Annotated in this window: 14 protein-coding genes; 8 read left to right on the forward strand and 6 right to left on the reverse strand. The window is 56.8% G+C overall.

Annotation, left to right across the window (positions count from 1 at the left end):
• The first annotated feature begins 91 nt into the window (after nucleotides 1-91).
• Nucleotides 92-901 carry a conjugal transfer protein TraX gene (locus NE562_RS00320; protein ID WP_280960391.1) on the forward strand — a complete coding sequence of 270 codons (810 nt, stop codon included), beginning with the start codon at nucleotides 92-94 and terminating at the stop codon, nucleotides 899-901.
• Nucleotides 902-933: 32 nt separating this feature from the next.
• On the opposite strand, the gene NE562_RS00325 is transcribed toward NE562_RS00320, so the two are convergent.
• The 5 genes from NE562_RS00325 to gpr form a co-directional block, all read right to left on the reverse strand.
• A complete protein-coding gene (locus NE562_RS00325) occupies nucleotides 934-1758 on the reverse strand; it encodes a hypothetical protein (protein WP_280960392.1) in 825 nt (274 codons plus the stop codon).
• On the reverse strand, nucleotides 1751-2386 hold the full coding sequence (locus NE562_RS00330) for a hypothetical protein (RefSeq protein ID WP_280960393.1): 636 nt from the start codon (nucleotides 2384-2386) through the stop codon (nucleotides 1751-1753). Before NE562_RS00330 ends, NE562_RS00325 begins: the two co-directional genes overlap by 8 nt.
• On the reverse strand, nucleotides 2383-3822 hold the full coding sequence (locus NE562_RS00335; RefSeq protein WP_280960394.1) for a spore germination protein: 1440 nt from the start codon (nucleotides 3820-3822) through the stop codon (nucleotides 2383-2385). Before NE562_RS00335 ends, NE562_RS00330 begins: the two co-directional genes overlap by 4 nt.
• A gap of 58 nt (nucleotides 3823-3880) precedes the next feature.
• Nucleotides 3881-4945: a stage II sporulation protein P gene (gene spoIIP, locus NE562_RS00340; RefSeq protein ID WP_280960395.1), complete on the reverse strand. Its 1065-nt coding sequence runs from the start codon at nucleotides 4943-4945 to the stop codon at nucleotides 3881-3883.
• Nucleotides 4946-5187: 242 nt separating this feature from the next.
• Complete coding sequence (gpr, locus tag NE562_RS00345) at nucleotides 5188-6075, reverse strand: GPR endopeptidase (protein WP_280960396.1); 888 nt, start codon at nucleotides 6073-6075, stop codon at nucleotides 5188-5190.
• A gap of 139 nt (nucleotides 6076-6214) precedes the next feature.
• On the opposite strand from gpr, the gene rpsT reads away from it, so the two are divergent.
• From rpsT to NE562_RS00380, 7 genes are all read left to right on the forward strand, one after another.
• Complete coding sequence (gene rpsT / locus NE562_RS00350; protein WP_280960397.1) at nucleotides 6215-6478, forward strand: 30S ribosomal protein S20; 264 nt, start codon at nucleotides 6215-6217, stop codon at nucleotides 6476-6478.
• A gap of 405 nt (nucleotides 6479-6883) precedes the next feature.
• Nucleotides 6884-7156, forward strand: a complete 273-nt coding sequence (locus NE562_RS00355; RefSeq protein ID WP_280960398.1) for an autorepressor SdpR family transcription factor — start codon at nucleotides 6884-6886, stop codon at nucleotides 7154-7156.
• On the forward strand, nucleotides 7153-7806 hold the full coding sequence (locus NE562_RS00360) for an SdpI family protein (RefSeq protein ID WP_280960399.1): 654 nt from the start codon (nucleotides 7153-7155) through the stop codon (nucleotides 7804-7806). The genes NE562_RS00355 and NE562_RS00360 overlap by 4 nt, the downstream gene beginning before the upstream one ends.
• The gene (locus tag NE562_RS17750; RefSeq protein ID WP_280960400.1) at nucleotides 7803-8711 is read left to right on the forward strand and encodes a CPBP family intramembrane glutamic endopeptidase; all 909 of its coding nucleotides are present in this window, start codon (nucleotides 7803-7805) and stop codon (nucleotides 8709-8711) included. The genes NE562_RS00360 and NE562_RS17750 overlap by 4 nt, the downstream gene beginning before the upstream one ends.
• Nucleotides 8712-8859: 148 nt before the next feature.
• On the forward strand, nucleotides 8860-9957 hold the full coding sequence (locus tag NE562_RS00370) for an S-layer homology domain-containing protein (RefSeq protein WP_280960401.1): 1098 nt from the start codon (nucleotides 8860-8862) through the stop codon (nucleotides 9955-9957).
• 146 nt (nucleotides 9958-10103) lie between these two features.
• Entirely contained in the window at nucleotides 10104-10922 is an 819-nt protein-coding gene (locus tag NE562_RS00375; protein WP_280960402.1) for a MerR family transcriptional regulator, read from the forward strand.
• Nucleotides 10923-11447: 525 nt separating this feature from the next.
• The gene (locus NE562_RS00380; RefSeq protein ID WP_280960403.1) at nucleotides 11448-12335 is read left to right on the forward strand and encodes a MerR family transcriptional regulator; all 888 of its coding nucleotides are present in this window, start codon (nucleotides 11448-11450) and stop codon (nucleotides 12333-12335) included.
• A gap of 86 nt (nucleotides 12336-12421) precedes the next feature.
• Here the strand turns inward: NE562_RS00380 and NE562_RS00385 are convergent, their stop codons facing one another.
• A complete protein-coding gene (locus NE562_RS00385; RefSeq protein ID WP_280960404.1) occupies nucleotides 12422-13189 on the reverse strand; it encodes an aspartate/glutamate racemase family protein in 768 nt (255 codons plus the stop codon).
• Nucleotides 13190-13207: the final 18 nt, after the last annotated feature.

Raw genomic sequence — 13207 nt, forward strand, 5'->3', positions numbered from 1 at the left:
TAGCAGGACAAAACGATGCAGACAAGGGGTTGACAAATGAATTGCATTATTGTATTATTCATATAGAACAAACAGACAAAAGGAGAGAAACATGGAGCTTACACAAAAGAAGGGAATCAATGCGTTTCAGCTAAAGCTGCTTGCGCTCATCATCATGACGATCGACCATATTCATTATTTTGGTTCCTCGCTATGGAATGTGCCCGAAATATTAACGCTGATCGGACGGATCGCGGCCCCCATATTCGTCTTTATGCTGGCAAACGGCTTCGGCTATACGCACAGCAGGGGCAAATATCTGCTGCGCCTATATATTGGCGCTACGCTAATGCAGCTCGGCAATATCGTGATGAATCGGCTGTTCCCGCTGCAAAACAATGTGATCGTGATAAACGGCATTTTTTCGACCATGGCGTTGATCGTTTTTTACCTCATTTGTATCGAGGGCCTGCGCGGCGCGGCGCGTACGCGTCAATATGGCCGAATGGCGCTGTGTATTCTGGGGATTCTGGCGCCTATCGCGCTCAGCTTCGCACTGCTGCCGCTGCTCAGCGCGGCGCCGTTCGCGGCCAACGCGCTGATGATCTTTGTACCTTTGCCGCTGATTTGCGAGGGCGGCCCGCTATTCGTCGTGCTCGGTATCGGCTTCTATTATTGCCGTAAGAGTAAGCTGGCTACGGGGGTATTCTACACACTGTATTGTATCATTACGCTGCTTTTAATCGGATTAACGCCCGAGAACATCCAATATATTTTCTTTATGTGGCTGTCGCTGCCGTTTATCTTACTCTACAACGGCGAAAAGGGAAGAAGCATGAAGTACCTATTCTACATCTACTATCCCGCGCACGTGTATATTTTGGCGATTGCCGCGTCCCTGCTGGGCAGCGCATTAGCATAACAAAAGGGACGGCTTTGCAGCCGTCCCTTTTGTTATGCGTGCTGTTTGCTTCGCGCGGCGGTGAGCCGGCGCATGGGCGCGAGTACCGCGCAGGAAAGGGCGGCGGAGCGCCCAAGATCGCAAAGGATAAGCGGCACCGCGAAAAAAACTTCACCATGGCGCGCAAAGTCGCCCACGGCGGCAAGCCCGGCCGCTGTAAAATTGGGGTAGGGCAGCAGGGCCGCCGTGTGCGCGCCCAGAAGCAGCGCCGTGCGCAGGCAGAGCAGCGCCAGCAGCGCGCCGCCCGCGGACATGCCGCGCGCCGCCGCGCCGGAAAGCCCCTCCGGCAGCGTGAGCGCCAGCACGAGGGCGGCGGGAAGCAAGGCGTTCAAGATCTCTCCGGTCTGTCCCCATAGGCCCCATTGCGGCGCTTCCAGATAGGTGACGCGCAGATCGGCTACCGTCAGCACGCCCGAAAGCGCGCACACCGTCATGGCTACCGCCGCGATGGGCAGCGCCCACATGGCGGTACGGATCTGCCCGACACGGGCGATCAGTAGCGCGCTTACCGTAAGCGCAAAAATCAGTCCCCACAGCGACCGCCCGACAAACAACGTCTTTTGCAGAAACACCGCCATGCGCGAGAGCGAGCGGCAAAGCGGCCACAGCGCGAAAACGGCCAGCGCCCATTGGGGAACGCGGTACTGCCGCGTGAACGGCGCGAGCTTTGCCGCGCCCGCGACGATCAGCGCGGTGATCAAGCTGGCAATCGCGGCCGCATAAGCCGTTTGCGTCGATACCCCGCAGTAAAGGAGCTCCGCCAGTGGCAGCAGCGCGAATAACGCCGCGCCCCAGCGGGGAAAAAGCCGCTCACGCATGGAACCCGTCCTCCATTTCTCCATCTAAATAGCAGGAAAGCTTTTCGTTAGCGAATACCGCGACGCCCGCGGGCGAGATCTGGTCGAATTCATCGACATGCAGCGCGGGCAGAATGGCCGTGCCGTTCGCATGCAGCACCTCGGTCACGCGGTAAAGCGGCATATCGGGCAGCGTGCCCTGCTCGGCGGCAAGGTCCAGCAGATCGGCAAGCGCGAATACCTCGCTATCCTGCTGCATTAGAGCGGCGGCTTCGCCGTCCCGTACCACGGCGGCGCGCAGCGAAAGCCGTACGTCGCTGAGCTGGCATAAATAGTCCGCCAGCGTTAAAATGCCTTCGTTGGCGACCGCTTCGTCGATCAGCAGCACCTGCGCGTGGTTCAAATACAGCTCGTTGCCCAGTACGCGTTCAATGTTTTGCAGTAATTCGGGCATGTCGCGCCCGGTGGCGGAGAGATAGGCGGGCGCGGCCGCGTCGTCCAAACTGTCCTGCCGCACGACTTCGGCAGTCAGTCGGTAGCCGTCCTCCAGCCGGTCGAGCGCAAGGCTCGATACCGGCGAGACCTCGCGCGCGCAGCCACAAAGCACAGTGAGCGCGGCGAACAGCGCCATCAGTGATCGTTTTTTCAATGCCTGTCCTCCTTTTTTACGGGGAAGCGGTCGTGCCGCATGAAAAACCAGGGTGCGCGCACATACGCGTCCTCGTGCTCGATGGAAACGCGCGGCACCAGATTGAGCAGATAGGGTACTGAACAGGAGCGCATGCCGCACAGCATGGCCAGCATGATCGCGAGCGCGATGCCGACGCCGTACAGCCCATAAGCCGCCCCGGCGGCCAGCAAGCCGAAGCGAAGGTATAGCGCGGCGGTTTGCAGCTTGGGCACCATCAGCCCCGTTACGCCCGCGATCGCAACGACGATAACGGTGGGCGCGGCGGCAAAGCGGGCGGATACCGCCGCCTGTCCCAAAACGAGGCCGCCGACGATACTCATCGTCTGTCCCATGGGGCCGGGCGTTCGCGCGCCCGCTTCCTTGAGCGCCTCTAAAACAAGCAAAAGCAAAAACGTTTCCCAACCGGCTGGTAGGGGCACGCCTCGCTGCGCCGCCGATACCGCAAACAGCAGCCGGGCGGGGATCAGCTCGCGGTGGTACAGCATGAGCGCCGTATAAATGGCGGGCACGCATACGGAAAACAGAAAACCGATAAGCCGCAATAGGCGCGACAGGTTAGCCTGCAAAAAGCTGATATAGTAATCGTCGTTCGATTGGAAGCACTCTTGCAGCAGATAGGGTGCGGTCAGTACGACCGGGCTGCCGTCCACCACGATCGCGCAGCGCCCCTCTACCAAACGGGCGGCGACAACATCGGGCCGCTCGGTGGTGCCGAGGGTGGGGAAGGGCGACCAGCGGTGGTCGCGGATGCGTTCGGCTAGATAGTTGGAATCCAGCACGCTGTCCGGGTCAAGCGATTCCAAGCGCTTTTTCAGGTTTTGCACCAGCTTGTCCTCGCACACCCCGGCGAGGTAAGCGAGGCATACCACCGTATTGGTGCGTGTGCCGATACGCAAAAAGGTGAATTTGAGCCGCCTGTCGTTCAGGCGGCGGCGGATCAACGACAGATTGGGCATAAAGCACTCGGTAAAGCCCTCGCGCGGGCCGGAAAGCACGCGCTCGTTCGTGGGCTCCTGCGTCGAGCGCATGGTGAAGCCCTTGGTGTTGACGACGACCGGGCGGCTTTCCCCCTCGGTGAAAACCACCGTGTCGCCATATAGAAAGGAAGCGAACAGCTTGTCGGAATCGATCTCCACGCGGCTGTCGTTCACCTGCAAAATGGTTTGCGCCAACTCCTCCGACGAAACGCGCTTGCGGTCGGAGCAGACGATGGGCCGGATGATGCTTTGGTTGATGGCAATGGCGTTTACCATGCCGTCGAAAAAGAACACGGCGCAGGAAAGCCCCTTGGGGCTTTGCGCGCGCCGGGTGACAAGCGTGTTGTCCCCCTGAAAAATATCCTGCATCAGGCGGATGTTTTGCTCCAAATCGGTGGAGAATGTAATTTTATCCATGGCTGCACCCCTCATTTCAGAGACTTGCTCCCGGATAGCATGGCGCAAATGAGGGGTTTTATGCACCGTTTAGGTCATCTGCCAGAACCTCGCCGAACAAACGGATCGAAGCGAGCGCCTCTGTGAGCGTGTTGCCGGATGAGCCGACCTCAACCAGCATGGAACCCGCGCGGGCGTGTTGGTTGAAGCGCTGCGTGCGCAGGTTGACCGGTCGCATCAATCCGGGGTGCTGCTGGTTCAACTCGTATTGCAGGCCCGAGACATAGCGCAGGTTATCCCGCCAGTTGTCATGCGTCAGCCCGCCGTCGTTCGTGCCGACGACGAACATCAGCTGCGCCATTTCTTTGCCGTCGATCGTACAGGAGGTTTTGTAGGCGCGGTTATCGTCCGTCAGGATAGAATCGCGGTGTACGTCGATCACGACCTTGATCGAGGGATGCGCTTCGATCTCGGCGTTGATCTCTTCGAGCGCGCGGTCGTAAGAGCCGGAATAGGCCGGCGTGTCGAACATTTCGCGGCAATGCAGCGTTTTAATGCCGTTCTTTTCGAGCACGCCGGCTAATTCGTCGCCCACGCGCACCACGTTGTAGCGGATATCCGTCGTGCGTTCAAACTCGGTGGGCGTGTAGGGGAAGGCGGCGTCCGGCGCGTAGCTTTCGCTGCCGTGCGTATGTACGATCAGCACCTGCGGTTCGCCGTTTGCTTCCGCGCGGATCGGGTAGGGATCGGCAAGGCAGGCGGCGGCGTCCACGGAATAAGAGGTTTCGTTATTGATGGTAATGGTCGCCGCTTTATCGGCGGCGGAAAGAACGGGCGCGTCGTTTGGCTCGGCCTGTGGGATATAAACGCTTTCGGACAGCGGGGTGTCCGCCTGCTCATCACGCGCGGCGGAGGGCGCGCGGGGGGCGAACACCTCATCCGACGTAGCGGATAGGCCGAGCTCAAACGACACGGCGTGCGCGACAAAACCGCTGTTTTTTGCCAGATCGGTCAGGATCGCGCGTACCGTGCTTTCGCCGCCCGCGCGGGAGAAGAGCAGCAGCGAGGCGGCCAGACACAGCGTGACCGACGCCGGCAGCGCCACTGTGCGCCGCCGGCGGTATTTTTTTCTGTGCCGAACCATGTCCACCGCCTCCTTGTCTTTGTCTCTATCATACGCCCTTTGCCGCGCGAGTATGACAGAAAAGGGACGAATGGAATAGTTAGGAATTAGGAGCTTTTTGAATTAGTAATTAGTAATTAGCAATTAGTAATGATCGTTCCGCGTGTAGCGCGGTAATTTAAAATATCGGCCGTTGGCCGATTTCCTACAACTTCTACTTCCTAACTCCTAACTACTACCTTTCCTAAAAAGCCGATGGCTTTTTAGGAAAGGTAAAGGTCGATATCGGTTACGCTCAGGTGGGGGTGCAGCGCCATATTGATCGAATAGCCGATCATACGGGCAATATCGGAGACCTCGCGGTCGATGTCGCGCGTGGTGATCATGACCGGGCTGGACAGGTCGTCCAGCGCTTCGCAGCTCGCGCCGTTCATCTGCGCGCCGATCTCGTGCGCAAGCGTCGCGCCGTCCACCACAGTGGGCACGCCTACCGCGATGACCGGTACGCCGAGCGTTTCCTTATTAAAGGCGGCGCGCGCGTTGCCGACGCCCGCGCCCGGTGTGATGCCGGTGTCCGCGATCTGCACCGTGCGCATCAGGCGTGATAGGCGGCCCGCCGCGAGTGCGTCCACCGCAATGACGGCGCCCGGGGCGATGCGGTCCATCACGCCCTGCACGACCTCGCCGGTCTCGATGCCGGTCTGACCTAAAACGCCGGGCGCTAAAGCGGATACCGCCCGCCAAGAAGAAAAAATATCCGGTTCATGCTCGACCAAATGCCGCGTGGCGATCACATGATCCGCGGCCTGCGGGCCGATCGCGTCCGGCGTGATCATCCGGTTGCCCAGACCGGTCACCAGAATAGGGGCGGATTTTGCCGTTTCCGGCAAAAGTTCGGACAAAAGCGTGCTGAGCGCGCGGCAGGCGCGCGGGAAAGCGTCCTCCTCGCGGCGCATCAGCGCCGTCAATTCCAGCGTTAGATAGCGGCCGCGCGGTTTGCCCAGCTCGCGCGCCGCTTCCTCGCCGAGGATATCCACCTCGCGCACGGAAAAGCCCTCCAGTGTGCGTTCAGTCTGTTCCACCTGCCGCAGCTCGGCGGCTTTATCACTGTTTTCAATCGCTTCAACCGCCAAATCGGTGCGAAAAGCCATGGTAACAACTCCTTTTCAGCTATTGTGCGGCAGGGAATAAATCTTATGCGAAAGAAATGAAAAAAAACCTTGCATTTTACAGAATCAAATGCTAAAATAGAACTACTGACGAATTGATAACGAAGGAGGTGTTTTCGGAATGCCCAACATCAAATCTGCGAAGAAGCGCGTCAAGGTCAACGGCGCCAAGAACCTGAACAACCAGATGGCGAAGAGCGCGCTCAAGACTGTGCTGAAGAAGTTCGACGGCGCTGTCGCCGCCGGCGACAAGGTGGAAGCGACTGCTCAGTATAAGACCGCTGTCAAGGCGGTTGATCAGGCGGCTGCCAAGCACCTCCTGCATAAGAATAACGCTGCGAACAAGAAGAGTTCGCTGACCACCAAGCTGAACGGCATGGCGTAAGGCCTCTCTCATAGCTGCAAAGGAAGAGACACCGGACCTCAATCGAGGGCCGGTGTTTTTTTTGTTCGCAAGAATATTTAGACAATTATCAAAATGATATTGACATTTTCACTAAGAAAGATTATTATACGTTTAGATAAACATCTAAACGAGGTGAGACCAATGAAGCTCTGGCCCTTTACGGTTGGCGTTGCAGCCGCCGCTGCGTTTGTGATTGCGCTGGTAGGATTGCGTTTATCGCGCTGCAGCTTTACATGCAAGGCGTGCGGCAAAACGTTTCACATTCCGTGGCGCCGCGCCCTTTGGGTGCAGCACTATAACAACGAATACATATTGCGGTGCCCGCATTGCGGACATAAGGGCTGGTGCGTGGCAGTCGCACCCAGTGAGAAGGAGGGGAATTAGGTGAGCTTTCAACAAAGCTTCAAAGCGTTGTCTGATCCGATCCGCCGGCAGATCCTGCATCTGCTGCGCGCGGGGCCGATGGCGGCGGGTGATATCGCGCAGCGGTTCGACGTATCGGGCGCGACGATTTCGCACCATCTGTCCATTCTGCGGGACGCCGGACTGGTGCTTGATGAAAAGAAAGGAAAGTACATTTACTACGAACTCAACATGTCGGTCGTGGATGAAATTCTGGGCTGGCTTTCTGCGTTAAAGGGAGACGATGAATCATGAAAAAGTTCAGCAAAATGCAAATTTTAGCATGGGTGCTCGCGGTCGTTCCATTGATCATGGTGGCCGCGGTCTATGGACGCTTGCCCGATCAAGTGCCCACGCATTGGAGTTTGGACGGTACGGTCACATACGGTTCAAAAACCACGCTTTGGATGATCGCGGGGCTTACGGTCCCGTTCGCGGTGCTGTTTCCCGTGCTGCCGCGTATCGATCCACGGAAGAAAAACTATCATAAGTTTCTACCGTCTTACGACCTGTTTCAGGTGGTTATGATGCTGTTTATGATCGTGATGAGCGGCATCGTGATCGTCGAAACCATGCGCCCCGGTACGGTGCGCGTCGGCAATGTGGTGACCGGACTGGTCAGCCTGATGCTGCTCATCTTGGGCAATATGCTGCCGAAATTCCGCCAAAACTATTTCAGCGGCTTGAAAAACCCGTGGACCTTAGCCAGTGAGAGCGTTTGGGTCAAGACCCACCGTCTGGGCGGGCGGCTGATGTTTTTGGCGGGCTTGATCGGTCTGGCAACCTGCTTTTTACCCGACCGGCCGCGTTTTGCCGTATTCTTCACCGCGTTGATCGTCGCGGTGCTCATTCCCAATGTGATGAGCTACATTTGGTTCCGCCGGGAAGGGGAGAGTCAGCCGTGAAACGAATCTGCATTTATCTGGCCGTCACCTTTCCGCTGACATGGGCGCTGTGGGGGCTGGCGACCAGCGGCCCGGTCGTTACCGGTATGCCGATGGCGACGCAGCTGATGATAGGGCTCGGCATGCTGTGTCCCACGATCGGCGTATTGGTCACGTGGCTGATCCTGCGCAAACGCGAACCGTTTTCCCTTCCGCTGCGGCCGAAGTTTCGCGGCAACGCGAAAAGTTACCTGCTGGCTTGGTTCGGCCCCTCGCTGGCGGTGCTGGCTGGCGGCCTGCTGTATTTTCTTGTTTTTCGTAATCAGCTCGATCCATCCATGGGCTTTGTACGGGAGATGGGCGGCAGCGCGGCGGCCTTATACGCGGATGGTACGATCCGCGCATCCGTTATTCTACAAATCGCCGTGGCGGTGCTGTTAGGGCCGCTGATCAATGTGATCGCGGGCGCGGGGGAGGAGATCGGCTGGCGCGGTCTGCTGTATCCCGCGCTGCGCGAAAAGCTTTCGCCCGCCGCGGCCTGTCTGGTGGGCGGTGTGATATGGGGCCTGTGGCATGCGCCGGTCACAATGCGAGGCCATAATTATGGGCTGGATTATCCCGGCTTCCCATGGCTGGGCGTGCTTGCCATGTGCGTGTTCTGTATTGCGATGGGTACGCTGCTGCACTATCTGACCGTGAAAAGCGGCAGCATCTGGCCCGCGTCGCTCGCGCACGCCGGGTTAAACGCGCTGGCCGCCGCGCCGATGATGTTCCTACCGTCGGCCGCTACCGGCAGCCGCCTGCTTGGACCGAGCGCTGCCGGTCTGCTGGCCGGACTGCCGCTTCTGGCGACGGCCGTCGCGTGGATGGTCGTAGAAAACCGGAAAATGGCGAAACCAGTCCCCACCGAGCGGCCAAACCCTTAAAAATTTAGTTTCCAAAGTGGTGCTCGACATTTTTAGTCAACTTATAACTTGCAAAGTGGGGAAGAGTGTGTTATAATTTTGCAGTAAGTTTGCACAGGTGGTGAACCAAACCCTACCTGTGTTGGAAACATACTGCAAGGAGAAGATTATGACAAGAACGCGGAAGCTTCTGGCCGGTGGTTTGCTGGTCACTGCCGTCGCGGTCAGCGGTCTCACCGCAGCGCTCGCGACGGAAAACGTTTCGCAAACCTATGCGTATTTGCCCGATCACTCTGTTTATTTTTATGACGTATCCGACGGCTACGCGTGGGCTCACCGCGAGGTAGACGCGCTATCGCTGGCCGGTGTGACCAAGGGCAGCGGCGACCATTTGTTTAACCCGGAATCCCCCATCACCAGAGCGGATTTTATCGTGATGCTCGATCGGGCATACGGGATGAGCACCGCGCTGGATAACGGCCTGATCGCATCCAAGGGCGCCTTTGCGGACGTGCCGGCGAATGCGTATTACAGCGAAGCCATCACGGCTGCCAAGGCCTTTGGCGTTGCCAACGGCGCGGAAGGGAACAAGTTTAACCCGCAGCAAAATATGACGCGACAGGACGCTATGGTATTTTTGAAGCGGACGATCGACCGCACGCAGATCAGCCTGCCCGCGGGATCGATGTCCGGCTTTTCAGATGCGGCGCAGGTTTCCGGCTATGCGCGGGAATCCGTCGGTTCGCTGGTTTCGGCGCATGTGATCAGCGGTTCAGGCGGCAAGATCAGTCCCAAGGCGCTTGTCACGCGCGCGGAAATGGCGGTCATGCTATACCGGGCGACCCATTTGACAGAGCAGGACAGCGGGACCTTTTATGAAAAACGCGGCGACGTGGTCAATGTTTGTATCGGCGCGCAGGTCTATGCCGATGTGGAGATCGAAAACTACGATCCCACCGTTTACTACGGCGAGCTGATGCGCTACTCCAAGCTGCGGCAGTCCGGCGGAACGACTTATATTACGCTGGAGGAAAACCAGCCGATTGACCGAACGGCGACTTATGCGAACGGTACGCTCACACTGAACGATCCCGCGGGTGAAGCCGGGGCGACGGTCAGCTATCCCACCGCTTCCAACTGCGTGGCGATTGATGTGACCCATTATCACAAGATCGACGCGCCGACAGGCACGGGCGGCAAGTATCGTTACTGCTACCCCTCGATCGTGGATGGCGAGGTCACGGCGATCTATTACACCGAAGGATAAAACAAAAAAACAGACGGCCTCGGGCCGTCTGTTTTTTTGTGAAAAAGATTTTGACAAACCGCTTGACTCTGACATGGTGGCAGGTCCTATACTGTATTTGAGCTCAAGAAGAACAAAACAGATATCTGTGGGAGGGAACCAAACCTATGCTGAAAATCGGCGAGTTTTCCGGCCTGTCGCGCATCAGCGTGCGTATGCTGCGCTATTATAATGAACTGGGGTTGTTGCGGCCCGATCATGTCGACGAAACGACCGGCTACCGGTATTACCGGGAGGACCAGTTGGCGCTGGCCGCGCGGATCGCAGACCTGCGGGACATGGGCTTTGGCGTGACGGCGATCGGCGAGGTGATCTTTGGCGGCGATGAAGCGCTCGAACATGCGCTGCGCCTGCGGCGCGCCGAACTGATCCGCGAGCGTCAGGAGCTTTGGGAGCAGCTGAACCGTCTGGAAATCGCCCTTCAGCGCCTTGGAAAGGACGAGAGCAGAATGAAATACGAGGTTCGTGTAAAGACGTTGCCCGAACGGTATGTGGCAAGCGTACGCGGCGTGCTGCCCGTTTACGCGGAGGAGGGCCGCCTGTGGCATACAATGATGAAGGAGTTGGGGATGGCGAACGTACGGCAGGCGCAGCCGTGTTACGGGCTTGGCATTTACCATGATTTGGAGTATCGCGATCACGATGTCGATGTGGAGATCCAGCTTGCGGTAGAAGGCAAACATCAGGATACGGAGCACGTCAAATTTAAGACCGTGCCGCCCATCCTTATGGCTTCCGCCACATATCAGGGCAGCTACGCCAAGCTGAGCGAGGTAAACGCCTCGGTGGCGGAATGGGTGCGTGATAACGGCTATGCGTTCGCGGGGCCGAATTTCACGATCGATCACGTCAGCCCGCACGATACGCAGAACCCGGACGAGCTGGTCACCGAAGTGTGCTACCCGGTCAAAAAGAAAAGCGAATAATTTAGCGTCATGCGCGCCGCGCTTGCGGCAAAGCGAACCCCCGGACGGAGCAGTGTTTTTCACTGGCCTGTCCGGGGGTTCGTTTTGCGCGGCAATTTTGTAAAAATTTGCGGTCGCGCTCGTACCGATGTCGAAGGATTGGACATATAAAACTATATTTCCAATATTTATATTGTCTGTGGAGCGGCATGAAGTGTTGGTTCGACATAAAAAGCTATATATTTTTATTATACACCGTTCCGCTGCGTAACAGTCAATACCAGCAATGCTCTGTGGTTTTTTGTAGAAAACGCACAGAAATGTGGTGGTTTTTTCTTAAAAAAAGGGGAGTGTGCTGTGATTATGATGTATTACATGTTACGCAATGTCAATGTTTGGCGCTATATTTTTGTGCAAAATCATCAAAATCGGATTGATTATGGTAAATCCTCATGATAAAATATTATAAAGTCATCAACGACGTAAAACGAAAAAGACGGCCGCATAATCGTGCCGCGATCGCCATGGCGGAGGGAATGATTCTGAATGGAAAATTGTTCAGCTCAAAATGAAGATGCCATTATTATTGGAGATTTATCAAAAATTTACAGTGTATCCAAAAGAACGCTGCGTCTGTATCATGATATGGGACTGCTGATCCCTTATTATGTAGATGAAAAAACCGGCTACCGCTATTATCTGTCCAAGCAATTCCCGCGTTTGGAAATGATTCTGCAAATGAAAAATGCCGGGCTTTCCCTGAAACAGATCAAGCAAATGCTGGACACGCAAAATCTATCCCTGTTTGAAGCAATTTTGGGAGAGCAGCTCGACCAGCTGGACGAAAAGATCGCGGAATGCCAGATGTGCCGGGAATCCCTGTCCAAGCAGCTGGAAGGCTGCAAGCTGATCCAAAACCCGCCGGTCTTTAATTCGATCTTCACCGAGTATATGCCGCGCCGAACGGCCTTTATTTATCGCGATATCGACAGCTACGATCTTGTCAACAAATATCCGGAGCATTCTCCGTGGAAGGACGCGCTGGATAAGGTGAAAAAGGTTTTCATTCAAGAGGGCGTACCGCTCACGCTGTTCCAGCAGGTGGGGGGCATCGTTTCCAAGGAGGATCTGGAACGCGGCCGCCTGCATTGCAGCGGTACCTTCATACAGATGGATAACGGTTACCGCTACCATCTGCCGCAGACCTCTGTCGACTCCGGCATTTATGTGTGCATGTATCAAAAATACAACGCCATGGATAACTCGGAAGAGGTACGGGGCATTCGGATGCTGCTGAACTATATTCGAGAGAACGAATACCAAATCTCCGGCTCTTACATTGGACAAGTCGTTGCGGAATCATCTATTTTCGACTATAACGATACCCAGATCATTCTGAAACAGCAAATACCGGTCAAGGTTATCCCGCATTAAAAAACCCCAAGCGCATCCGTAAAGCAGCGCTTGGGGGTGTAGGCGGGAAAGGACGCTGTGGGCGGCCGGTCTTCCGGCCCGCCGTCTTAGATATATCCGTAGAAGGGCTTTCTGCAAACCGCGGATTCAACCCAGCGGATCATGGTGGTGAAATCGTAAACAGGCAGGTTGACGGCGGCCTGCACGGCGGCCGCATAGGGCGGCATATCGCTGCATTCCAGCAGGATCGCGCCGATATCCGGGTTTTCCGCTACCATTTCCTTGGCGGCCTGCACCATTTCCGCGCGGACCTTGGCGTTGTTCATGGTGTCGCGGTCTCTGGGGATCGCGGAGAATTCCGCGGCCTCCTCCATGGACTTGACGACCAGCATGGAAGGATCGTCCACGCCGCAGCAAGACAGCAGCTCATCGTCAAACGTGCGGGTAACCGCGCACAGAATGCCGATCTTTTGGCTCTTTTTCAGACCGATTCGGATCATCGGAATTTGGGTCAGGCTGGAGGCGTATACCGGAACGTCCAAGCGCTCGGTCAACTGCTTCTGCCAGCGGCCAAAATAACCGCAGGCGCAGATGATGGCGCGCACGCCGTCCTCTTGCAGTTCCTTGCCCACCGCGGTCAGATCGTCGATGATGGTCGGATCCTTGGTGTGCAGGCGCGGAGAGTCCACGGTCCGTACCCTTGCATAGCGCACCGGGAAATCATAGGTGCAGGCGTTTGCAACGTTGCCGGGAACGATGGGATAGCCCACGTTGAGCAGCATAATGCCGATCGGATAGCCGGACATCTGCTGTGCGAGCGGCTTGACGACGTCGAAATCATCATCGCCCTTGCCAATATAGCCATAATGCTTCATGATACCGTTTCTCCTTTA

The sequence above is a fragment of the Butyricicoccus faecihominis genome (assembly GCF_024462775.1).
Taxonomy (GTDB): Bacteria; Bacillota; Clostridia; order Oscillospirales; family Butyricicoccaceae; genus Agathobaculum; species Agathobaculum faecihominis_A.